This window comes from Vogesella sp., assembly GCF_046297735.1.
Lineage (GTDB): Bacteria > Pseudomonadota > Gammaproteobacteria > Burkholderiales > Chromobacteriaceae > Vogesella > Vogesella urethralis.
Genome location: NZ_JBKBHK010000004.1, coordinates 21634 through 43580, shown reverse-complemented (window position 1 = coordinate 43580; position 21947 = coordinate 21634). Strand labels below are relative to the sequence as shown.

The 21947-nt window shown below is 59.0% G+C and carries 20 protein-coding genes; 17 read left to right on the top strand and 3 right to left on the bottom strand.

All coding sequences use genetic code 11. From position 1 onward, the window contains the following. Positions 1-35: 35 nt before the first annotated feature. From ACK4FZ_RS06300 to ACK4FZ_RS06245, 12 genes are all read left to right on the top strand, one after another. Positions 36-575 carry a VanZ family protein gene (locus ACK4FZ_RS06300; protein WP_409818977.1) on the top strand — a complete coding sequence of 180 codons (540 nt, stop codon included), beginning with the start codon at positions 36-38 and terminating at the stop codon, positions 573-575. A 35-nt stretch (positions 576-610) separates the two neighbouring features. After that, a complete protein-coding gene (pepP, locus tag ACK4FZ_RS06295) occupies positions 611-1900 on the top strand; it encodes a Xaa-Pro aminopeptidase (protein WP_409818974.1) in 1290 nt (429 codons plus the stop codon). Positions 1901-1944: 44 nt separating this feature from the next. After that, complete coding sequence (locus tag ACK4FZ_RS06290; RefSeq protein WP_409818972.1) at positions 1945-3114, top strand: FAD-dependent oxidoreductase; 1170 nt, start codon at positions 1945-1947, stop codon at positions 3112-3114. Positions 3115-3180: 66 nt separating this feature from the next. Further along, on the top strand, positions 3181-4335 hold the full coding sequence (locus tag ACK4FZ_RS06285; RefSeq protein WP_409818969.1) for a UbiH/UbiF family hydroxylase: 1155 nt from the start codon (positions 3181-3183) through the stop codon (positions 4333-4335). A gap of 23 nt (positions 4336-4358) precedes the next feature. Further along, entirely contained in the window at positions 4359-5117 is a 759-nt protein-coding gene (locus ACK4FZ_RS06280; protein ID WP_409818967.1) for a DsbC family protein, read from the top strand. A 51-nt stretch (positions 5118-5168) separates the two neighbouring features. After that, positions 5169-5762, top strand: a complete 594-nt coding sequence (locus ACK4FZ_RS06275; protein ID WP_409818964.1) for a hypothetical protein — start codon at positions 5169-5171, stop codon at positions 5760-5762. 106 nt (positions 5763-5868) lie between these two features. Beyond that, positions 5869-6126, top strand: a complete 258-nt coding sequence (locus ACK4FZ_RS06270) for an acyl-CoA-binding protein (RefSeq protein ID WP_409818961.1) — start codon at positions 5869-5871, stop codon at positions 6124-6126. Between the two features lie 108 nt (positions 6127-6234). Continuing rightward, positions 6235-6456: a hypothetical protein gene (locus ACK4FZ_RS06265; RefSeq protein ID WP_409818958.1), complete on the top strand. Its 222-nt coding sequence runs from the start codon at positions 6235-6237 to the stop codon at positions 6454-6456. Between the two features lie 71 nt (positions 6457-6527). Then, positions 6528-9317 (top strand): YjbH domain-containing protein, encoded by a 2790-nt coding sequence (locus ACK4FZ_RS06260; protein WP_409818956.1) that lies wholly within the window; start codon positions 6528-6530, stop codon positions 9315-9317. A gap of 100 nt (positions 9318-9417) precedes the next feature. Further along, positions 9418-11694 carry an SLBB domain-containing protein gene (locus ACK4FZ_RS06255; protein WP_409818955.1) on the top strand — a complete coding sequence of 759 codons (2277 nt, stop codon included), beginning with the start codon at positions 9418-9420 and terminating at the stop codon, positions 11692-11694. A gap of 28 nt (positions 11695-11722) precedes the next feature. Further along, positions 11723-12859: a GumC family protein gene (locus ACK4FZ_RS06250; protein ID WP_409818952.1), complete on the top strand. Its 1137-nt coding sequence runs from the start codon at positions 11723-11725 to the stop codon at positions 12857-12859. A gap of 41 nt (positions 12860-12900) precedes the next feature. After that, positions 12901-14001, top strand: a complete 1101-nt coding sequence (locus ACK4FZ_RS06245) for an MraY family glycosyltransferase (protein ID WP_409818950.1) — start codon at positions 12901-12903, stop codon at positions 13999-14001. Between the two features lie 70 nt (positions 14002-14071). On the opposite strand, the gene ACK4FZ_RS06240 is transcribed toward ACK4FZ_RS06245, so the two are convergent. Together ACK4FZ_RS06240 and ACK4FZ_RS06235 are read right to left on the bottom strand one after the other, a co-directional pair. Next, on the bottom strand, positions 14072-15376 hold the full coding sequence (locus tag ACK4FZ_RS06240; RefSeq protein WP_409818947.1) for a nucleotide sugar dehydrogenase: 1305 nt from the start codon (positions 15374-15376) through the stop codon (positions 14072-14074). A 164-nt stretch (positions 15377-15540) separates the two neighbouring features. After that, positions 15541-16275: a peptidylprolyl isomerase gene (locus ACK4FZ_RS06235; protein WP_409818944.1), complete on the bottom strand. Its 735-nt coding sequence runs from the start codon at positions 16273-16275 to the stop codon at positions 15541-15543. Between the two features lie 194 nt (positions 16276-16469). Here ACK4FZ_RS06235 and ACK4FZ_RS06230 point away from each other — a divergent pair, with 194 nt between their 5' ends. Both ACK4FZ_RS06230 and ACK4FZ_RS06225 read left to right on the top strand, forming a co-directional pair. Next, positions 16470-16970, top strand: a complete 501-nt coding sequence (locus ACK4FZ_RS06230; RefSeq protein ID WP_409818941.1) for a GNAT family N-acetyltransferase — start codon at positions 16470-16472, stop codon at positions 16968-16970. Positions 16971-17086: 116 nt separating this feature from the next. Beyond that, the gene (locus ACK4FZ_RS06225; RefSeq protein WP_409818939.1) at positions 17087-18349 is read left to right on the top strand and encodes a nitronate monooxygenase; all 1263 of its coding nucleotides are present in this window, start codon (positions 17087-17089) and stop codon (positions 18347-18349) included. 99 nt (positions 18350-18448) lie between these two features. On the opposite strand, the gene ACK4FZ_RS06220 is transcribed toward ACK4FZ_RS06225, so the two are convergent. Then, positions 18449-19333 (bottom strand): sulfite exporter TauE/SafE family protein, encoded by an 885-nt coding sequence (locus tag ACK4FZ_RS06220; RefSeq protein ID WP_409818936.1) that lies wholly within the window; start codon positions 19331-19333, stop codon positions 18449-18451. A 200-nt stretch (positions 19334-19533) separates the two neighbouring features. On the opposite strand from ACK4FZ_RS06220, the gene ACK4FZ_RS06215 reads away from it, so the two are divergent. The 3 genes from ACK4FZ_RS06215 to ACK4FZ_RS06205 all read left to right on the top strand — a co-directional run bounded on the left by ACK4FZ_RS06215 (position 19534) and on the right by ACK4FZ_RS06205 (position 21840). After that, positions 19534-20220 (top strand): MarC family protein, encoded by a 687-nt coding sequence (locus tag ACK4FZ_RS06215; protein ID WP_409818934.1) that lies wholly within the window; start codon positions 19534-19536, stop codon positions 20218-20220. 93 nt (positions 20221-20313) lie between these two features. Next, the gene (locus ACK4FZ_RS06210) at positions 20314-21075 is read left to right on the top strand and encodes a sulfite exporter TauE/SafE family protein (protein WP_409818931.1); all 762 of its coding nucleotides are present in this window, start codon (positions 20314-20316) and stop codon (positions 21073-21075) included. A gap of 69 nt (positions 21076-21144) precedes the next feature. Then, positions 21145-21840, top strand: a complete 696-nt coding sequence (locus ACK4FZ_RS06205; RefSeq protein WP_409818928.1) for a TerC family protein — start codon at positions 21145-21147, stop codon at positions 21838-21840. Positions 21841-21947: the final 107 nt, after the last annotated feature.

The window sequence follows — 21947 nt, the reverse complement described above, 5'->3', positions numbered from 1 at the left end:
CAGCATCCGGGCGCTGGTTTGCTTGGGGTCTTTGGATGGAAGACAAAGCCTGTTTGCCTTGCAAACAGGCTTTCGTTTTGTGGGTGATAATGTGGCGGCGTTATCGGGCTTGGGGGGGGCGGTGGTTGGCGACTTCACTGCAAACCGTCGCCCCGGCTTTGCCGGGTTTTCAGAATATGGCCAGGATGGATATGGGGTTGCGTTTTCGTCGTTTGTTACCGTACTTGCCGGCCTTGGCATGGTGGGGTGTGATGGTCTATCTGTTGTGGTTCAAGGTCGGCGGGCCGCCGTCGTCGATACCGCATATGGATAAAATCGGCCACTTTGGCCTGTTTGCTGTCTGGGCCATGTTGTTGACGGCACCGGCTATGTGGCGTGGCCAGCCATTGCGTCATCTTATGCCCGCTGTGCTGTGTGCTTGCCTGCTCTGGGCGGCTGGCTCCGAAGTGGGGCAGGCGCTGTTTACCACGACACGCAGTGCCGAGGTGCTGGATGCGGTGGCCGATATGGCCGGGGCTTTGACCGGCGTCATGTTGGCCGCGCATGGCGTCGCCCTGTGGCGCAGACGCGTGTAAACTGGCGCGGTTTTCTCCTGCCTGGTTGCATGCTCATGCCGCATAGCCTGCTTCAACGTCGCCAGCGACTGCTGGTCACCCTGGGCGACGCTATCGCCGTCCTGCCCACCGCCCCGCTGCAAGTCCGCAACGCCGACGCTCACTACCCGTACCGCGCCGACAGCCATTTCCTGTACCTCACCGCGTTCGACGAGCCGGAAGCCGTGCTGGTGCTGGATGGCCGCCGTGGCAAATCCATCCTGTTCTGTCGCGATAGAAACCCCGACATGGAAATCTGGGATGGCTTCCGTTACGGTCCGGCAGCCGCCGTGGAGGCGTTCGACTTTGACGAGGCCTACAGCATTACCGAGCTGGATACCCGGCTGCCGCAGCTGCTGGAAAACGTGCCGGCGCTGTTCTGGCCGGTGGGCAACCGCAGCATCGATGGCCGCGTGGCCGGCTGGCTGGAGGCGGTACGTGCCCGCGCCCGCGCCGGTATCGACGCGCCACAGCGCTTTGGCGACTTGCTGCCGTTGATCGACGAGATGCGGCTGATCAAGGACGAGCGTGAGCTGGCGGTGCTGCATCGTGCCGGCCAGATTTCGGCCGAAGCCCACGTGCGGGCGATGCAGGCCACGCGGCCCGGCATGTACGAATACGAGGTAGAAGCCGAGCTGCTGCACCACTTCATCCGCAACGGTGCGCGCTACCCGGCGTACGAAAGCATCGTGGCCGGCGGAGCCAACGCTTGCACGCTGCACTACGCGGCCAACAATGCGCGCCTGAACGACGGCGATTTGCTGCTGATCGACGCCGGCTGCGAGTTCCGCGGTTACGCCGGCGACATCACCCGCACCTTCCCGGTAAATGGCCGTTTCAGCGGCCCTCAGCGCGACCTCTATGAAGTGGTGTTGGCCGCCGAACTCGCCGCCATCGCCGAGGTCAAGCCAGGGGCGGCGCTGGATGCGCCGGCCAACGCGGCGCTGCGCGTACTGGTCCAGGGCATGCTGGATTACCAACTGCTGCAGGGTACGGTGGATGGCGTGATCGAATCCGGCGACTACCGCCGCTTTTACATGCACGGCATCGGTCACTTTATTGGCCTGGACGTGCACGACGTGGGCGCGCGCAAGCCTAGCGGCCAGTGGCGCACTTTCCAGCCCGGCATGTGCACCACCATCGAACCGGGGCTGTATATCCGCCCGGACGACCGCGTGCCGGCGGCTTACCACCATATCGGCATCCGCATCGAAGACAATGTGCAAGTGACCGCCAGCGGTCATTACGTGTACACCGCCGCAGTGCCGAAACAGATCGACGATATCGAAGCCCTGATGCGGGGCTGAGCCGGTTTTCTTTGCAAGGGGGCGCCCGCACAGGGTGAAGCAAGATGCAGAACATGCCACAGCATGGCGACGTAGTGATTGTGGGCGGCGGCCCGGTGGGTGCGCTGGCGGCCTTGCGCCTGGCGCAGGCCGGGCGCGACGTGATCCTGGTGGAGGCGCGGGCGCAGCACGAGCCGGTGCGCGACGCGCGGGCGCTGGCGCTATCGTGGTATAGCCGCGAACAGCTGGCGCTGGCCGGTGCCTGGCCTGACAGCCTGCCAGCCACGGTGATCGACACCGTGCACGTGTCGCAGCAGGGCGGCTTTGGCCGCACCGTGCTGCAGCATGACGACCTGGGGCTGCCGCATTTGGGTGCCGTGATCGATTACCCGGTGCTGACGGCCGCATTGGCCGACGCGCTGGCTGCGTCCGGCGTGAAGGTGTTGTGGCAAACGCGGGTGGAAGGCGCTCAGTCGCTGTCGCGCTACGCCACGCTAAGCCTGCGCACGGCGGATGATGCGGTGGCCACGCTGACCTGCCGCCTGCTGGTGCTGGCCGAGGGCGGCGCGTTGGCCGAGCGCCTGCCGGGCATTACCCGCCGCGTACACGATTACCGCCAGAGTGCGGTGCTGGCTGAGGTCAGCAGCAGCCAGCCGCACGGCAATGTGGCTTACGAGCGCTTTGGCGCTGAAGGCCCGTTTGCCTTGCTGCCGCACGGCGAGCGCATGATGCTGGTGTGGACGCGCAGCCATGACGATGCACAGCGCCTGAAGGAAGGTGACGACGCCAGCGTGCTGGCCGAACTGCAGCAGGCTTTTGGCGAGCGGCTGGGGCGTTTTGACAGCATTGGCGAGCGTGCGGTGTTCCCGCTGGCGTTGCGTCAGCTCAACCGCGTGGTATCCGGCCGAGTGGTGATGATCGGCAACGCGGCGCAAACCATGCACCCGGTGGCGGCGCAGGGTTTCAACCTGGGCTTGCGCGACGCGGTGGGGCTGGTGGACGCGCTGGCCGGTGCGGCCGACCCGGGCGATGCGGCCGTGCTGCGCCGTTACAGCGCCGGGCGCCGCGTTGATAGCCACGCGGTGGTGGGCTTTACCCACGGCCTGATCCAGTTGTTTGATGGCCATCATCCGCTGGTAAAAGCCTTGCGTGGTGTCGGCATGAGCGCGCTGGACGCGCTGCCGCCGGCGCGCCGTGCGTTTGCCAGCCACCTGGTGTTTGGCGTCGGCGTCTAGCAATGACGGTTTTCTTGCGGCCAACCTTCGGTTAAGGTTGGCCGCAGTCATGTCAGAAAGCAGAAAATGAACGAGCATTACGATGTGCTGGTGGTGGGCGGTGGCCTGGTGGGCGCCGCGCTGGCGCTGGCGCTGGACAAACAGGGCCGGCGCGTGGCCTTGCTGGAAGGGCTGGGTGAGCCGCTGGACGGCCTGGAGCAGGGCTGGGACGCCCGCGTCTACGCCGTCAGCCCGGCTAACCGGGCGTGGCTGGCCGGGCTGGGTGCCTGGCCCGATATGGCGCGCATTGGCACCATCGCCGCGATGGACGTGTGTGGCGACCAGGGCGGGCGCATTGCGTTTTCCGCCGAGGATGCCGGGGCCGAGGCACTGGCGTGGATCGTGGAAAACCGCTGGTTGCTGGCGGCGCTGTGGCAGCAACTGCAGCAGGCCAGTGGCGTGACCATCCTGCGTGGGCAGCGGCCGCAAGCGCTGTGGCACGGCCCGCGCGAAGCCGGCGTGGTGCTGGCTGACGGCAGCAAACTGGCGGCTGCGCTGGTGGTGGGCGCAGACGGGGCTAACTCCTGGGTGCGGCAGCAGAGCGGCATTGCGGCCAACGTCAAACCTTATGGCCACAGCGGCGTTGTCGCCAACTTTGCCTGCGAGCGGCCGCACGGCGACATCGCACGGCAATGGTTTCTGGGCGATGGCATCCTGGCGTGGTTACCGCTGCCGGGCAACCGCATCAGCATGGTGTGGTCTACCAGTCAGCCGCAGCCGTTGCTGGCGCTGGACGACGCGCGGCTGGCTGCCGTGGTGGCCGATGCCGGTGGCCACGCGCTGGGGCGCCTGGATGTCTTGACCTCGGCGGCGGCGTTCCCGCTGCGCCTGATCACGCCGGAGCAGGTGATTGCCGAGCGCGTGGCGCTGGTGGGCGATGCGGCGCATACCGTGCACCCGCTGGCCGGGCAGGGCGTGAACCTGGGCTTTCAGGATGCGGCCCGGTTGGCCGCAGCGCTGCACGGGCGCGACGATTGCGGCCAGTGGCTGGCGCTGCGGGCGTATGAACGAAGCCGCAAAGAGGCTGTCCGAACCATGCAGATCACTTGTGATACCTTGTTTGGCCTGTTCCACGACAAGGGCACGCCGGGCCTGGCCTGGTTGCGTAATACCGGGCTGAACCTCACCAACCGCCTGCCGTTGATCAAGCGGCAACTCGCCCGCCACGCGGTGGGTTTTTGAGCAGAATTCAATAAAGGATGAGCATGTCTTTCCGTTTCCGCCAGCTGGTGCTGGCCACCATGATGCTGCCGCTGATGGCGTGCAGTGCTTCCGCCGCCGATGAGTCCAGCGATGCCGTCAAAGCTGCCTTCAAGGGCAAGTTCCCGCAGCACGAGGTATCGACCGTGCAGCCGGCGCCGGTAGCTGGCCTGTACGAGGTGGTGGTGAAGATGAAGCGCGGTGGTCGCGAAGAGTTCACCGTCGTCTACGTGGACGGCAAAGTGGACCACCTGATTACCGGCGACCTGATCGATACCAAGTCGCGCCGCAGCCTGACCGAAGCCCGTCTGGATGATCTGAACAAGGTAGTGGTGGACTGGAAAACCCTGCCGCTGGACAAGGCCATCAAGGAAGTGCGCGGCAAGGGCGAGCGCAAGCTGGTGGTGTTCTCTGACCCGGACTGCCCGTACTGCAAGCAGCTGGAGCGCGAGTCGCTGGCCAAGCTGGATAACGTCACTGTTTACACCTTCCTGTACCCGCTGGCGCAGCTGCACCCGGACGCCGAGCGCAAGTCGCGCCTGATTTGGTGCAGCAAGGACCCAGCCAAGACCTGGACCGCATTCATGCGTAACGGCACCCCGCTGAGTGGCAAGGATAACTGCCCGGCTCCGCTGGCCGAAGTGGCTGCCATCGGTGAAAAGCTGGGTATCAGTGGTACGCCGGCGTTGATCTTCCCGAATGGCACGCTGGTGCCCGGCGCCATCCCGTTGGCAGCCATCGAGGAAAACCTGGCTGCCAAGTAAGCCCTCATGCACTGGCTGCCACGTACGCCCAGAGAGCGACTGCAGTTAGCCATGCTGCTGTCGCTGCTTTGTCATGTCGTGATCTGGCTACTACTGGACGCTATGCCTGCTGCTTCGACTGGGATGGTGGCAGGTTTACCGCAGCGTATAGTGCTAGCGGCGCCAGTGTCGTACTCGCCACCGCAATTGCTTTTGCAGCCGCCCCCCGGCGTGCCCTCGTTACCCGCGACGCCGCCGGCGGCTGCAGCGCAGGAGGCTGCATTCCCCGTTACACCTGCGTCCTCGCCGCAAGCCCTCCCGCCCGATGCCGCCAGCCCGCCAAGTACTGACACCTTGGCGTCTGCGGCGATGGCGGCGTTGAGCCTGCCGCGTTTTTACACCGCCAGCGAGCTCGATGTATTGGCCGAGCCTCTGGTACCTATTGTCTTGCCGGACGCCGAAGACCTGCCGGAAGATGCGGAACTGGCAGTTTATATTGACGCGAATGGCTTGGTTTTGCGTGTGGATGTACCGGCCATTATCGCCGCTGATTATGCTGAGCAGCTGCGACAACGTTTTATCGAAGCACGCTTTTCCCCGGCACAAATTGCAGGTGTCGCTGTGCCCAGCATCAAGCGCATTGCACTGGTGGCAGAGACATTGTGAAACGGGCGTTTCATGGTAAATTGACGCCAGCCAGACACGATGGCGGCTAAACAACACATGAACTGATGTTGCCATGCAACACAATAGACCAGAAAAGGAAAACAACATGTCCGATTTGAAAGCCTTGTTCGAACAAGCCCAGAAAGACGTAACCAGCCTGGCCGAGCGCCCGGACAACCAGACCCTGCTGCAGCTGTATGCCCTGTTCAAGCAAGCTACAGAAGGCGATGTGAAGGGTGAACGCCCGGGCATGATGGATTTCATCAACCGCGCCAAGTACGATGCTTGGGCCAAGCTGCAAGGCCAGTCTGCTGACGAAGCGATGCAGGGCTACGTCGACGTGGTGAAGCAACTGATGGTCTGATCGAGTTTTTGCACAAAGATATTCGGATGACGGCTGACTTGGCAGCGAGCATGCGTCTATAATGCCAAGGCTTGGCATTGCCTTTTCTTTGTTCTTCAGGAGTATGTTATGAAAAAATCTTTGATGACGGCGTTGATGCTAGCGGCAATCTCTGGTGCTGCTTTCGCTCAGGATGCAGTGCCTGCTTCCATTACAGTGACTGAATCTGCTCCTGCTGTGGTAACCCAGACTCTTTCGTTGGGTACCGCTGCGACCGTCGGCGCCGTAGTTGCAGCAGGCTTGGCAGCTACTGCTGGTGGTAGCACCACTACTACACACCACGGTAACTGATCGGTTGGTCATCAGAAAGCTGCCCTGGCTTGCCAGGGCGGCTTTTTTTTGTCTTGCACTTAGGAAGCTTCATGCGTCTCAAGCCCATCGCATTGTCCCTGCTTTGTCTGCCGCTTCATGCTCTTTCCTCGCCTTCCCTTACGGGTCAGACTGGCCTGATGGCCATGCCGGACGCTCGGATGGAAGCCGACGGTACTTTTGGTATCGGCTATAGTTTCGACCGCCCATACAGTACGATCTGGCTTAATAGTACGGTATTGCCCTTTTTGCAGGTGAACGGTCGTTTTGTTGGTGTGCGTGGTATTCAGGGCTTTGCCAATAATTCGCAGTATGGCAGCTACAAAGACAAAGTCATTGATGCGAAGCTAAAGCTTTTGAGTGAAACTGATCTTTTGCCTCAGTTGGCAATAGGAAAAACCGATCTGTTCGGTACGGAGCTATTCAAAGGTGAATACCTCGTAGCAAGCAAGCAGATAGGTCCGCTGGACGTAACGCTTGGGTATGGCAAACGACGGCCGGATGGTTTGTTTGGCGGTATGCGCTGGCAATTGCCATACGAGAATGGCGCTTGGACTGTGCTGGCTGAATACGATGCCAATAATTACAAGAAGGATTTTAGTGCCGGTGCAACATTTGCCGGCAAGCGCGATCCCGGCCCATCACTTGGCTTGGCCTATCGTTGGGGGTGGCTGGGCGCTCAGGTGAGTAAGTCACGCGATACGGCCAGTATCAATACCTATGTGCAAATTCCCTTTGATGAAAAAGAGTACGTTCCCAAGTTTCTTGAGCCTGCACCCTATCGCAGTGAAGTCAGGGTAAGGCCATCTGCCGAGCAGTGGCATGGCGAGCAAGCGTACCGCAGAGACTTTCTGAAAGCCTTGCATCAGCAGGATTTCAACGCTGTTAGTGTAGGTTACGATAATGGTGTGCTGAGTCTGTCATTTACCAATACTCGCATCAGCAATATTGGTCGTAGTGTCGGACGTGCACTGCGTACTGCTTTGTATTTTGCACCGCTAGAAACACGGGTGATCAAACTGCGGGTGAATCGTAATGATCTCGCTATCGCGGATTACGAGTTTTTCGATTTGCCACGTGTCCAAGACTACCTGAACGGTAAAGCTACCCGGCAACAACTGCAAGATGTCGCCATTGTACGCCATGCACAAAAAGATCAGCTGGCCGAGTCTTTCGATATTGTTTCAGCGGCATTGGATGAAGGTCTGGACGCCAAGCTGGTGAGTGATGAAGATGGGCATGCCATTCAGCTGAAAGGGCAGGATAGGCAGTTAAATCGCTATAGTCTTGCGCCGCGTGTTGGCATGTTCTTTAACGATCCTTCTGGCGCGTTACGTTACGAAATCAACGCATACGGCAGTGCACAGTTCCGTCCTGCTGAAGGTCAGTACCTTGATGCCGGTTTTAGCCAGAAGGTATTCGAAGACATCAGTAAGGTTGACAATCCCAGCAATAGTCGCTTGCCTCATGTGCGGACTGATATCGCAGAGTACAAACGAGGTAATCATCCCAAGCTAATCCAGCTAGCCTGGACTGGCCTGTTTCAGCCTGGAGAGCGGCTGTACGGCAAGGTATCAGCTGGCGTATTTGAGGAGATGTTTGGCGGCCTTGCCGGCCAGCTCGTGTACTACCCGGCTGGTGCGCGCTGGATGGCCGAGTTGAGTACTGAAGCCGTGCAGCAGCGTGACTTTAAGGGCTGGTTTGGTCGTCGTGATTATAAAACCGTCACTGGGCTTGCTTCTTTGCACTATCGTATGCCGATGGGCGTAACAGTCACCGGGCGTGCTGGCCGTTTTCTGGCTAGGGATAGCGGCCTGCGTATGGAGGTGAAGCGGCGCTTCAAGAGTGGTATCGAGGTGGGTGCCTGGTATACCTATACCGATGGGCGAGATACTACTAATCCTGGAACGCCAAGCGACCCATATAAAGATAAAGGCATTTTCATGGCGATACCACTGGGTATCATGCTGCCAACTGATACTCAGGCGGCGGTGAAAATGTCGCTATCACCCTGGACGCGTGACGTTGGTCAACGCGTAGACGTGCCCCATGACCTGGTGCGCATACTGGAAGAGCCCAACCGAGAGTTGGCATTGGGCGATGGCATGGGCAATATCGGCGAGCGCCCGGATGACCCAAGTTACGATGCCTTGCCCGACCCGGCATGGTGGCCATCGGCCAATGGCGTGCGTAACCGTTTTGCGGCCAGCTTGGGCCAGGCGCCAGCACTCAGTGATACGGCGCTGGCAGTAGGTGCGGGTGGCGTTTTGTTGGCTGGTGTAGCCAGCCGTGACAAGTCATTGGACAAGCGGCTTGGCAAGCACAGCCCTGGGAGTGCGCAGAAAGCCTGGGACAAGGTAGGGAGTGCCGCACCGGTGCTGGCGGTAGGTGCGGCTGGCGCAGCCATGGCGCTATCTGATGACCCGGTGCTGGTGAATACCGCCATTATCAGCTTGCAGTCCGCAGTGGCCGCGACGGCAGGCAGCATGGTGCTTAAAAATGCGGTAGACCGGGCTCGTCCCAAAGAAGCACAAGGGGATAGCTGGGCCAAGAGCAAAAGTGGTGACGCCAGTTTTCCATCCAATCACGCGGCCGCGCTGTTTGCCGCCGTCACCCCCTTTGCAGAAGAGTACCGCGCCCCTTGGCTTTACGGCGTGGCAGGGTTGGCCGCAGCCGGCCGGGTTGCTGGCCGCGATCATTGGGCTAGCGACGTAGCAGCCGGTAGCCTGCTAGGCTATGGCACCGGTTACTGGCTATGGAAAACACAGCGTAAGTTAAGTGTTTTGCCGCTTGTTGGTGAAGATGGCAAGTCAGTGGCAATGACAATGAATTATCAGTATTAGATTGATTAATCTAATCAAGCCTGTTAATCATCTTTACGCAAAAGTATCATGCACCGCTGTATGGCTCGCATACTCGTTTGTGCGCACGGAAATCAACTCTATGAACAGCAATCTCTCGCGTTTGGCAGTCCTGCTGGCAGCCGCCGGTATGGCAAATGGCAGTTACGCCCAGGTAGCGAATGCCGGTACGGCGCTGGCAAGCTACCCAATCGGTGGCATGCAGAACGTGTCCCCGGCCTCGGTCAATATCCCCACTATTCCGTTGGAGCCGGCCCAACAAGCCGCGGCCAACGGTAGTAACAGCCAAGACGCCCTGGTTAGCGACAGCACGGTAGACAGCAGCGCCCAGGTACAAAGCTGTGTTGCTGGCAAATTCGACAATGACTTCCAGGCCTTGGTATGCGAAGCCCTGGGCACAAGGCTGCCGGTATTCGGCAGCGATCTGTTCACCAAAGCGCCGTCAACTTTCAGCCCGGTTGAGAACGTACCGGTAGCCGGTGACTACCGGCTGCAGCCTGGAGATGAATTCGAGTTGACGGTTTGGGGCCAGGTCAACATGCAACAGCGCTTGCGTGTGGACAATAACGGCGACGTGTTTGTACCGCAGGTTGGCAAGTTCAATGTGAGTGGTGTGGCTTTCAGTGACCTAGAAGGCCGTATCAATATGGAAGTAGGCCGTCTGTTCCGTAACTATCAGCTATCCGTCACCATGGGGCGGCTCAACCAGCTGGCTGTTTTTGTCACCGGCTTTGCCAACAAGCCTGGTCGGTACAATGTCAGCTCGGTCAGCACCTTGCTCAATGCACTGTTTGCCTCGGGCGGCCCAAGCCAGCAAGGTACGCTGCGCCGCGTAGAGCTGAAACGCGATGGCAAGCTGGTAGGCAGCTTCGATCTGTACGCCCTCCTACTAAATGGTGATAAACGTGCCGACTTGCGTTTGCACGCCGGAGACGTCATTCACATCCCGGCGGTTGGCGAGCGTGTCGCCATTGCAGGCCAGGTCAAAGTGCCCGCCATTTACGAACTTAACCGTAACGAGACCCTGGCAGACCTGATGAAATGGGCGGGTGGCCTGACCACCACCGCCAGCAGCTTGCAAGCATCACTGGAGCGCATCATCAACCGTGAAAACCGCACGGTAGACCAAGTAGATCTCAAGCGGGCAGGGGGCCTTAATCTGGCAGATGGCGACATCGTACAGATTTACCCCATGTCATCCCGCTACGAAAACATGGTTTCCATACGAGGCAGCATAGGTCTGGCACAACGCGTGCGCTGGAAACCAGGCATGACCATAAAAGACCTGATCCCCAGCCGTGAAATGCTGCTGACCCCAGCCTACTGGAACCGGGTAAACAATGCGGTAGATACGCGTACCATGGGTGAAGGCAGTCTGCGCTACGACCTGAAGCGCGACGAGTCCACCGAAATCAACTGGGACTACGCCGTCATCGAGCGCATTCGCCCTGATGACTTCGGCACCGAACTCATTACCTTCAATCTCGCCAAGGCCATTGCTGGCGATGCGGCCAACAATCTTCAGCTACAGTCTGGCGACGCCATTTCCATTTTCTCCAAGAACGACGTGCGCGTGCCGGCAGAAAAGCGCACCCGCTACGTAAGGGTAGAAGGCGAACTGGCAGTACCCGGCGTGTACAGCGTGCAGCCAGGTGAAACCCTGCGACAGCTGGTGGCACGCGCCGGTGGCTTGTCTCGCCATGCCTATCTTTACGGTGCGGTATTTACCCGTGCCAGTATCCGTGACGAACAGCAGAAAATGCTGACCGAAGCCGTTGACCGTTACGAACGCGAGGTAGAGGCCGCCGCCGCCGCCAAACTATCCGATGCAACGCTTAAGGAAAACGTATCGGCAACCGAGGCCGAGCTGCAGCGCAATCGCCAGCGCGTAAAAGCCATGCGCAACGTGAAAGCCCCAGGGCGTGTAGCGTTCGAGTTTGACAGCTTTAAGGTGGGCCTGAAGGACGTGCCGGATATTGAGCTGGAAGACGGCGACAACCTTTACATACCGCGCCTGCCATCCACCATCAACGTTTTTGGCGCGGTCAACAGCCCGTCTGCCTACTTGTACAGCCGCAACAAAAATGTGGGCGACTATCTGGACAGTGCCGGTGGCTATAACCGCCTGGCGGACAAAGGCGGTGTTTACGTGCTGCGTGCCAATGGCACGGCCTACGGAGTCAATAGCACCGGCTGGTTCAGCACCATCGCCGGCTACCAGCCAGCCCCCGGCGATGCCATCGTGGTGCCAGAGCAGCTTGAACGTGGCCTGAGCTTTACCCAGAACCTGAAAGAGTGGACCAGCATTCTGTACCAGTTCGGTTTGGGCGCGGCGGGTCTGAAAGTCTTGAAGGATTAATGCGTCGACAGGGATGCCGGAAACAAACATGAACCATAAGATGCAATCTGATACCGCGGCAGACGATGAAATCGACCTGAGTCAGTTGCTGGAAACGATATGGCAAGGACGTTTAACCATCGTCTTGTCGAGTGCCTTATGCGGCGCGGTAGCTTTGGCGGTGGCCTTGAGTTTGCCATCCGAGTTTACTGCCCGCAGCAGCGTGATGCCTCCACAGCAACAGTCCTCTGGTCTAGCTGCGGCATTGGGCTCGCTTGGCGCGCTAGCCGGCGTGGCGGGTGCCAGTGGCTTGAAAAATCCGAATGATTTGTACGTAGGTATTCTGAAGAGTCAAAACGTCTCTGATAGCCTAATCAAACGTTTTGAATTGAAAGCGCGCTACGAGGTAAACACGTTTGTTGATGCGCGTTCTGCTCTGGCAGCTGCTGCTGATATTCAGTCGGCCAAGTCTGGTCTGATTGAAATTGCCGTCAAAGATACCGATCCGGTTTTTGCTGCCAAGCTGGCTAATGCTTATGTAGATGAACTTAAACGCGTTAATCAGAGTATGGCTGTGACAGATGCTGCAAAACGCCGCTTGTTTTTTGAAAAGCAGCTCCAGGATGTGCGTGCGGATCTGAATGTGGCAGAAAGTCGACTGGAGCAGTTTCAGAAAAAGTCCGGTCTTATCCTCCCAGAGGGGCAGGTCAGTGGTCTTCTCAAAGCAGTCGCTGAGTTAAAAGCGATGATTGCAGCTAAAGAAGTACAACTGACTACCATGCGCAGCTTTGCAACTGACAAAAATGCGGATGTGGTTCGGGTGCAAGGGGAGTTAACGGCATTGCGAGCGCAGTTGCAACAGCTTTCGGCGGCTGGAGGTGATGAGGCTGGCTTGATGCCAGGTGCTGCTAAGTTGCCTGAAAAGGGTTTGGGCTACATCCGCGCTTTGCGTGAGGTGAAGTATCAGGAGGCTCTGTTAGAAATCATGGCCAAACAGTATGAACTGGCAAGAATGGAAGAGGCCCGTGACAGTTCTCTGATCCAGGTACTGGACGTAGCTACGCCGCCTGATCGCAAGAGTGGGCCGAAACGGTCAATGATTGTGCTCGCAGGCCTGATGGTAGGTACGATGCTGGGTACGGCTCTGGTTTTTATTCGTCGCTGGCGTCAGGGAGGTTTTGCTTGAACCGGAGGCAATTGTGCTTTCTCGGTTCAGCGTAGTGACCAATGGCTCTTTATATACTTTTGGCTTCATTGTTTTCGGCGCTGGTAACGGCAGCCGTGATCATTCGGTATCAGCATCTACACGGACATCTGTCGATGGACCACGACTTGGATGGTGTGCAGAAGTTTCATGCTCAACCTACCCCTCGGGTGGGGGGCGTACCCATCATTGTCGGTCTGGTCTCTGCCCTTCTTGTTTGGCAGGCTTCCTCCCCCAGCACAGCAGAAGCATGGTGGTTGTTATGTGCTGCCATGCCGGTTTTCATGGCCGGCTTGATTGAAGACTTGACGAAGCGCGTATCGCCCTTGGTCCGATTATTGGCGGCGTTTGTGTCTGCAGCTCTGGCCGCTTTTATGCTGGGTGCTTTGTTGGATCGTCTAGGTTTGCCGGTGGTGGATGGCTGGCTGGGTCAGTTGCTGGTTCTACAGGTGGTGATCACGGTGTTTGCAGTGGGCGGTGTCTGCCATTCAGTCAATATCATTGATGGTTACAATGGTTTGATGGCTGGCGTGGGGGTATTAGCCTGTGCTGCTTTTGCTTATGTTTCGTTTCAGCTTGACGATCAGTTTCTGTTTGTCGTTGCCATGTCATTGGCTGGCGCATTATTGGGCTTCATGTTCTGGAACTTCCCGCGCGGGCTGATTTTTGCTGGTGATGCAGGTGCCTACTTGGTAGGCTTCCTGTTGGCTGAGTTAGCCGTTCTATTGGTAGCACGGCACCCTGATGCGGTGTCGCCATGGTTCCCGATGCTGGTGCTGATTTATCCGATTTTTGAAACGGTCTTTACTATTCTGCGCCGTAAGCAGCGTAAAGAGGCTGCCGGACTGCCCGACAGCATGCACTTTCACCAATTGGTTTACAAACGTTTGGTGCGCTGGGTTGCTGGGAGTGATAGCCAGGAATACTTGCTAAAACGCAATAGTATGACTTCGCCCTACCTGTGGTTGATTGCCATGATGACTATTATTCCTGCGGTGATTTTCTGGCGTCATCAGTGGGTATTGCAGGCTTGCTGTGTTTTGTTCATTGCGACTTATGTCTGGCTTTACAAACGCATTGTGCGCTTTCGTGCGCCCAGATGGTTACATCTTTACAAACACTGAGACTTTGCTTGATGTAGTAAGCAATAAAAACGCCACCCAAGAGTGGCGTTTTTATTTTCGGGTAGTGCGCTCAAGCCTTCACCACGTTGGCCGCGCCTTGCTGATACTTGCCGCGGCTGTCTACCAGTAGCTGGGCATGCTGTAGCAGCATGGCGAAGTCGAACTTGTCGTGGTCGGTGGCCAGCAGCACGCAGTCGTAGCTGGCGACCGATTCTGCAGTCAGGGTAACACTCGCCAGATCGAAATGGTGTTCGCGCATTTTTGGGAATACTGGTACGTGCGGGTCGCTGTAGCTGATGTCCGCGCCCAGGTCGCGCAGCTTTTCCATCAGGAATACCGACGGGCTTTCACGCATGTCGTCGACGTTTTTCTTGTAAGCAATCCCCAATACCAGAATCTTGCTGCCATTGATGGCTTTCTTGCGCTCGTTCAGCGCAGCTGCCACTTTGCTGACCACGTAGTCCGGCATCGCCGAATTGACTTCGCCTGCCAGCTCGATAAAGCGGGTGTGGACGCCGTATTCGCGCGCTTTCCAGGTCAGGTAGAACGGGTCGATCGGGATGCAATGGCCACCCAGGCCCGGGCCGGGGTAGTAGGGTACAAAACCGAACGGTTTGGTGGCGGCGGCGCGGATCACCTCGTGAATATCAATGCCCATCTTGTCAGCGACGATCTTCATCTCGTTGACCAGGCCGATATTGACGGCGCGGTGGATGTTTTCCAGCAATTTGGTCATCTCTGCGGCGCGGGTGCTCGACACCGGTACTACTTGGTCGATGACGGCGCTGTATAGTGCCACGCCCACTTCCTGGCAAGCTGCAGTCACGCCACCGCACACTTTGGGGATGGTGCGGGTGGTGAAGTTGGGGTTGCCCGGGTCTTCGCGTTCCGGCGAGAACACCAGGAAAGCGTTTTCGCCAACCTTCAGACCGCGCGATTCGATGCGCGGCAGCAGCTCTTCATCGGTGGTGCCGGGGTAGGTAGTGGATTCCAGCGACACCAGGTGGCCTTCGCGCAGGTGCGGGACCAGGCTGTCGATGGTGTTGATGACGAAGGACAGGTCCGGCTCGCGGTATTTGTTGAGCGGCGTCGGGACGCACAGGATCAGCGCGTCGGCTTCCGGTGCGCGGCTGAAGTCGGTGGTGGCTTCGAAGCCGGCGGCGCGGGCGCTGGCAATGCTGTCGGCGCTGATGTGTTCGATATAGCTTTTGCCGGCGTGCAGCGCGTCGACTTTGCTCTGGTCGATATCGAAGCCCAGTACCTTGTAGCCGACTTCGGCAAAGCGCAGCATCAGTGGCAGGCCGACGTAGCCTAGGCCGACAATGCCGATCACCGCCGATTTGTCGGTGATGCGGTTCAGGAATGCGGTTTTCACGAAATGGTCTTTCCGGATGCAAGAATAAAGGTGGCGCACAGCGGCCACGGTTGGTAACTATTTTACGCTAAATGGACGCGGCTGGCCGCTGGTGCTTGTCACATCTTGTAAAGCAAAAAGCCCTGCGGGCGAGGCGCGCAGGGCTTGGCAGGGTTGGCCGCAGCTTACAGGCTGGGCATGCTGTAGCCCTTGATGTCGGCAGCCTGTACCAAGCCACTCAGATACTCGTGCATGGCTTGGCGGCCAGCCATTTCGTTCAGGTATTGCTGCAGGCGCGGGAACACGTCGGCAAAGGCCAGTTGGCCGCCTTCCTGGCGCTCTTTGACCTGGATGATGTGGTAACCGAACTGGGTTTCTACCAGGTGCGGGGTGATCTGGCCGGCGTCAGTGCTGAATACCGCTTGTTCGAATTCCGGCACCATCTGACCGCGACCGAACTGGCCCAGGTCGCCGCCCTGTTTGCCAGATGGGCAGGTGGAGTGTTCGGCGGCCAGGCTGGCAAAGGCTGCCGGGTTGGCTTGCACTTGTTCCAGCACGCCCTGTGCCTTGGCCTTGGCCAGCGAGGCAGCCAGTTCGTCACCCTGACCCAGCGGGAACAGGATGTGGCTGGCGACGGCGCTTTCGCCTTGCTTGAAGTATTGCGGGTTGGCGTCGTAGTAGGCCTGGCAGGCGGCTTCGTCGGCCGGGGTGAAGTTCAGTTCCTGATCCAGCAGCGCGCCAATCGCCTGGCCTTCGTTACTGGTGTCGTGGCCTTGTTCGCGGGCTTTTTGCAGCAGCAGCTGGTGCAGCACCAGTTGTTGAACGGCGGAATCGCGCGGGCTGGCGGTGTCTTCATGGTTGGCTAGCTCGGCCTGCACCATGGATTCGGTGATTTCTACGCCGTTAACGGTAATGGACATGGAGGTTTCCTGTGTAGGTTGGTCTGCTGCGACCGGCGTGTGCCGGGCAATGCAGCATTATTTAGGGGCGATCGGTATTGTATCAATAGCAAATTGCGGTTTTTTTCTGTGTTCACCTATCGTTTACAGACGCGGGCAGCACGGTAGGGTACAGTGCGGCTGTCTTCCCGCTGATTGTCAGCCGTGCCCTTGCCATGCTGCCCATTCTTACTCCTCGTTTGCGTTTGCGCGAGCTTACGCTTACCGATGCTCCGCACGTCCTGGTATTGCTGAATGACCCCGACTTCATTCATTACATTGCCGACAAAGGTGTGCGCACCGAGGCGGCTGCGAGGGTCTATCTGGCAGAAGGGCCACTGGCCAGTTATGCGGCCAACGGCTTTGGCCTGTGGGCCGTCGAGCGTCGCGAGGATGGTGCCTGGCTGGGGCTGTGCGGTTTGTTGCGCCGTCCGAACGTACCGCATGTTGATGTCGGCTATGCCTTGCTGGCACAGGCGCGGGGCTGCGGTTACGCCACCGAGGCTGCGGCTGCGGTTCGGGCATATGGCCTGAACGAGCTAGGCTTGCTGCGGATAGTGGCGTTTATCGACCCTGCCAATCGGGCTTCTGCTCGTGTATTGCAAGCCATTGGTCTGCAGTCGCAGGGCAGGGTCGTGCTGCCGGGGGTGGAAGGCGAAACCGAATTATTTGCCTGACGCGGCAGGGTTGGCCGCAAACGGGCTTGGCTGGCTGAGAGCAAATGCTCTATTTCGTTGGATTTTATCGTGCTGCTTGGGCGATAATGCCGGCCATCTAAATGGAGAGATGTGTAATGCGTTGTCTGGATGATTTCCGTCTGCGTCTGGCGGGCAAGGAACTGGTGCCCATCATGCAGGGCGGTATGGGGGTGGACATTTCCACCGCGTCACTGGCGCTGGAAGTGGCTCGTCTGGGTGGTATCGGGCATATTTCCGACGCCATGCTGCCTACCGTAGCGGATCGTCGCTATAACACCAAGTACGTCAAGAACAAGCTGAAGCAGTACAAGTTCAACGTCGAGAATACCGACAAGTCGGTGGTGAAGTTCGATCTGGACGAGGTGGCAGAGTCTACCCGCCTGCACGTCGAAGCCACGATGAAAGCCAAGCAGGGTGATGGCCTGATCTTCATCAACTGCATGGAAAAACTCACCATGAACGCGCCCAAGGACACCTTGCGCGTGCGCATGCGCGCAGCCATGGATGCCGGTATCGATGGCATCACGCTGGCGGCAGGCTTGCACCTCGGTTCGTTTGCACTGATCGAAGACCACCCGCGCTTCCGCGAGGTGCAGCTGGGCATCATCGTGTCGTCGGTACGGGCCTTGCAACTGTTCCTGAAGAAAACCGCGCGTACCCAGCGCTTGCCCGACTACGTGGTGATCGAAGGCCCGCTGGCCGGTGGCCACCTGGGCTTTGGCATGGATTGGGAAAACTACCGCCTGGAAGACATCCTGGTGGAAGTGCGCGACTGGCTGCAAGCCGAAGGCCTGGACATTCCGATCATCGCTGCCGGTGGCGTGTTTACCGGCGCCGACGCGGTACGCATGCTGGAACTGGGCGCCAAGGGCGTGCAGGTGGCTACCCGCTTTACCGTGACCCGCGAGTGCGGCCTGCCGGACAAGATCAAGCAGGAGTACTTCCGCGCTGACGAAGACGACATCGAAGTCAACCAGCTATCGCCAACCGGTTACCCGATGCGCATGATCAAGCAGTGTCCCGCCATCGGCGACGGCATTCGCCCCAACTGCGAAGCCTACGGCTACCTGCTGGATGCCAGCGGCAGCTGCCAGTACATCGAGGCGTACAACCGTGAAGTAGCCGCCCATCCGGGCGAGCGCCGCGTCAAGGTGATGGACAAAACCTGCCTGTGCACCCACATGCGCAATTTCGACTGCTGGACCTGCGGTCACTATACCTACCGTCTGAAAGACACTACTCACCGCCTGGCCGATGGCAGCTACCAGCTGCTGACCGCCGAACACGTGTTCCGTGACTACCAGTTCACTACCGAAGGCGTAGCCTTGCCGGCGCTGGAAGAAGTGTGCCCTGCCTGAGCGAGGTAGCGCGTTGCGGCCAACCTTGGCCGTAGCGCCCGCAAAACAAAACCCCCTGCACTAACAGTGCAGGGGGTTTTGCTATTGCATGCCGTATGGTCAGGCCAGTGCCTTGTACAGGTTCCACGCCGACAGGCAGGTAATCAGTACGCCGACGATGGTCATCAGCGCACGTGCCGGCAGGTAACGCGTAGTCCAGGCAGCCAGCGGTGCCGCGATCATGCCACCGATAACCAGGCCGGCGATTAGCTCCAGCTGCTCGAATACCCCGATAAACACCGCAAACGAGGCAGCGCCGGCAACAGACAGGAAGAACTCTGCTGCGTTGACCGAACCAATGACGTGGCGCGGCGCGCCACCACGGCCAATCAGCGAGGTGGTTACCACCGGGCCCCAGCCGCCACCACCGATGGAATCCAGCGCGCCGCCCAGAAACGCCAGCGGGCCCAGCCGTTTTGGCGGTTGGCGCTCGGCCAATTGCTGGCGGGCTTTCAGCAGGATGTAAATCCCCATCAGCAGCAGATAGGCAGACACTACCGGTTTGATGATGCTGACGTCGACATAAGCCAGTACTGCCGCGCCAACGATGCCGCCCAGCACACCAGGAATGACCAGCCGTTTGAACAGGCTGCGGTCCACATTGCCGAATTTCAGGTGAGATAGCCCGGAAGCCCCTGTGGTGAAGATTTCGGCCAGGTGGATGCCGGCGCTGGCGGCGGCCGGCGGTACCCCGGCTGACATCAGCGCGGTGTTGGCGGTGACGCCGTAAGCCATGCCCAAGGCGCCGTCGATGATCTGGGCGCCAAAGCCGATGGCGATAAAGGTCCAGAACATCGGGTCGCTGGTCCAGCCAGAGGCGGCGTGCAGGGCCTGGTTGGCCGTGTCGCCAAGGTGGATAGAGCCAGCCAGATGGATCAGGCCGGCGCACAGTAGTACGGCCAGTGCCGAGTAACTGGTCCAGTGGCGTCGCAGTCGTTGCAGCATAGTGTGGCTCCGGAAACGAATGGCTGCAGTCTAGTGGCCTGCTTCATCACCACAAAGCTTGATTTCTGATGTTGTTAGCAGTTTTTTTCATAAGCAGCTTGGCCCTATGGCTGGTCGCCGGGTTTACCTGCGGTGCCACCAAGCGCAGGCTGGGATGCTAGAATCGCTGCCATTGCCACCTTGCCAGGTTACGTTCTGCCATGACCCCGATGATGACGCTGTTTGTCAGCAAATTTCTGTTTATCGCCGCCGCCTTGCTGCCCATCATCAACCCGCCCGGCCTGGTGCCATTCTTCATTTCGCTCACCGCGCACAATACCCAGGCGCAGCGTGCTTTTCTGGCGCGTCGCATTGCCATCTACTGCTTTCTGCTGTTGCTTGGCAGCATGTATATCGGTGGTTTCGTGCTCAGCTTCTTTGGCGTGTCGCTACCGGTGGTGCAGCTGTCGGGTGGTTTGCTGATTACCTTTGCCGCCTGGCGCATGCTGAACGACGCCCCGGCCGAAGCGTCGCCGGATGTGGGTGAAATCGAAAACCGGGAAGTACTGAAGCAGCGCGCCTTCTACCCGCTAACCTTTCCGCTGACCGTGGGGCCGGGCTCGATCTCGGTGGCCATTACAGTGGGGGCATCGCTTAGTAGTGCTGGTCGCGGCCTGGAAAAATTTGCCGTGGCGCCGTTGGCCGCCGTGGCGGCGGTGGCGGCCATCAGCGTGCTGACCTGGTGGTGCCTGACGCATGCCGACAAACTGATGCGCTACCTGGGGCGTACCGGCTCGGTGGTATTCCTGCGTCTTACTGCCTTCATCTTGCTCTGCCTTGGGGTGCAAATTATCTGGGAGGGTTTCTCCGGCTTGGTGGAGCCGATGCTGAAGGGCATTGGCAAGTAAGCCTGGCTGGCGGATACACACTGTTTCGTAGCGGCCTCCGACAAGGCGGGCGTATCCCGCTACAATGGCGCCTCGCTAAAAAACGGGGTGTGTATGTTTACGCTGGCTTTTTTGTGCGTATTCGCTTTTCTGGCTGGCCTGATTGATGCGGCTGTCGGCGGCGGCGGCTTGATCCAGATTCCGGCCTTGTTCAATGCGCTACCGCAGGCCTCGGTAGCCACGCTGTTCGGTACCAACAAGATGTCTTCGGCCGTGGGTACCGTATTCGCGGCACGTTCCTACCTCAAACGCGTGAAGATACCGTGGCGGCTGGTGCTGCCGGCTGCGTGCGCGGCCTTCGTGATGTCGTTTGCCGGTGCGGCGGCAGTCAGCTACATCCCGCCCAGCATTATGCGTCCTTTGGTATTGGCGCTGCTGATCGTGATGGCGATCTACACCTTCCGCAAGAAACAGCTGGGCGCGGTGCACGAGCCGGTGGCCATTGGCCGCCGCGAAATGCTGGTTGGTCTGGCCATCGGCGGTGGCATCGGCTTCTACGACGGCTTGTTCGGCCCGGGCACTGGCAGCTTTTTGATGTTCCTGTTCGTGCGCTTTTTTGCCTTCGACTTCTTGCACGCATCGGCCTCGGCCAAGGTGGTGAACCTGGCCACCAATATCGCCGCGCTATGTTTCTTCATCCCCAGCGGCAACGTGCTGTTTGCCTATGCCATCCCGATGGCAGTGTGCAATGTGGCAGGGGCGTTAGTGGGTTCGTGGTTGGCCATGCGCAAGGGAGCAGGCTTCGTGCGGGGGCTGTTTCTCGTGTTGGTGACGGTGCTGATCTGCAAGCTGGCGTGGGACATGTTGTACGCCTGACAGCTAAATGAAAGTTTTGGCGGCCATAATGCAGGCTGCTCGTACAAGTTCTGATCGGAGGATAACAATATGCTGGAAATGATGGGTGAAAGCACCTTCTGGATTTCGGTGCTGCAGATCATCGCCATCGACATCCTGCTGGGTGGGGATAATGCGGTAGTGATTGCGCTGGCGTGCCGCAGTTTGCCGGAACATCTGCGCAAGAAGGGCATTTTCTGGGGCGTCGTGGGCGCCATTGGCTTGCGTGTGGTGTTGATTGCCTTTGCACTGCAGATTCTGGATATCCCGTTCCTGAAGCTGGTCGGCGGCGTGCTGTTGCTGTGGATCGGCATGAAGCTGCTGGTGGGCGAGGACGACGATGGTCACGATGTGGATGGTAGTGCCCACCTGTGGGGTGCGGTAAAAACCATCATTGTGGCCGATGCTGTAATGAGCGTGGACAACGTGATTGCTGTTGCCGGTGCATCGGGTGGCCACATGCCGCTGGTAGTGTTCGGTATCGTGATCAGCATCCCGATCATCGTATGGGGCAGCCAGCTGGTAATGAAACTGATGGACCGCTTCCCGATGGTGATTACCCTGGGTGGCGGCCTGCTGGGCTGGATCGGCGGCTCCATGCTGGTGAGCGACAAGGGTTTGACCGATTACATCGGTGTGTTGCCTGCCTGGTCGCATCAAGTTAGCGGTGCGATTGGCGCTGCATTGGTGGTGATTGTCGGCACGGTATTGGCCAAGCGCAAGGCGGCTGCCGTCAGCGCCGAATAAGCATCGTCACCTTGTGTAATGCCAGGGCCGCCCTTCGGGGTAATGCCAGTCAGTTAACGCTGACTGGCATTTTTTTTGGCTAGGGGTTTGCGGTGTTTGAAGAGTGC

Coding starts and splice junctions, on each gene's coding strand:
- ACK4FZ_RS06300 (WP_409818977.1), top strand. CDS start 36: ATGGAAGACAAAGCCTGTTTGCCTTGCAAACAGGCTTTCGTTTTGTGG.
- pepP (WP_409818974.1), top strand. CDS start 611: ATGCCGCATAGCCTGCTTCAACGTCGCCAGCGACTGCTGGTCACCCTG.
- ACK4FZ_RS06290 (WP_409818972.1), top strand. CDS start 1,945: ATGCAGAACATGCCACAGCATGGCGACGTAGTGATTGTGGGCGGCGGC.
- ACK4FZ_RS06285 (WP_409818969.1), top strand. CDS start 3,181: ATGAACGAGCATTACGATGTGCTGGTGGTGGGCGGTGGCCTGGTGGGC.
- ACK4FZ_RS06280 (WP_409818967.1), top strand. CDS start 4,359: ATGTCTTTCCGTTTCCGCCAGCTGGTGCTGGCCACCATGATGCTGCCG.
- ACK4FZ_RS06275 (WP_409818964.1), top strand. CDS start 5,169: ATGCTGCTGTCGCTGCTTTGTCATGTCGTGATCTGGCTACTACTGGAC.
- ACK4FZ_RS06270 (WP_409818961.1), top strand. CDS start 5,869: ATGTCCGATTTGAAAGCCTTGTTCGAACAAGCCCAGAAAGACGTAACC.
- ACK4FZ_RS06265 (WP_409818958.1), top strand. CDS start 6,235: ATGAAAAAATCTTTGATGACGGCGTTGATGCTAGCGGCAATCTCTGGT.
- ACK4FZ_RS06260 (WP_409818956.1), top strand. CDS start 6,528: ATGCGTCTCAAGCCCATCGCATTGTCCCTGCTTTGTCTGCCGCTTCAT.
- ACK4FZ_RS06255 (WP_409818955.1), top strand. CDS start 9,418: ATGAACAGCAATCTCTCGCGTTTGGCAGTCCTGCTGGCAGCCGCCGGT.
- ACK4FZ_RS06250 (WP_409818952.1), top strand. CDS start 11,723: ATGAACCATAAGATGCAATCTGATACCGCGGCAGACGATGAAATCGAC.
- ACK4FZ_RS06245 (WP_409818950.1), top strand. CDS start 12,901: ATGGCTCTTTATATACTTTTGGCTTCATTGTTTTCGGCGCTGGTAACG.
- ACK4FZ_RS06235 (WP_409818944.1), bottom strand. CDS start 16,275: ATGTCCATTACCGTTAACGGCGTAGAAATCACCGAATCCATGGTGCAG.
- ACK4FZ_RS06230 (WP_409818941.1), top strand. CDS start 16,470: ATGCTGCCCATTCTTACTCCTCGTTTGCGTTTGCGCGAGCTTACGCTT.
- ACK4FZ_RS06225 (WP_409818939.1), top strand. CDS start 17,087: ATGCGTTGTCTGGATGATTTCCGTCTGCGTCTGGCGGGCAAGGAACTG.
- ACK4FZ_RS06220 (WP_409818936.1), bottom strand. CDS start 19,333: ATGCTGCAACGACTGCGACGCCACTGGACCAGTTACTCGGCACTGGCC.
- ACK4FZ_RS06215 (WP_409818934.1), top strand. CDS start 19,534: ATGACCCCGATGATGACGCTGTTTGTCAGCAAATTTCTGTTTATCGCC.
- ACK4FZ_RS06210 (WP_409818931.1), top strand. CDS start 20,314: ATGTTTACGCTGGCTTTTTTGTGCGTATTCGCTTTTCTGGCTGGCCTG.
- ACK4FZ_RS06205 (WP_409818928.1), top strand. CDS start 21,145: ATGCTGGAAATGATGGGTGAAAGCACCTTCTGGATTTCGGTGCTGCAG.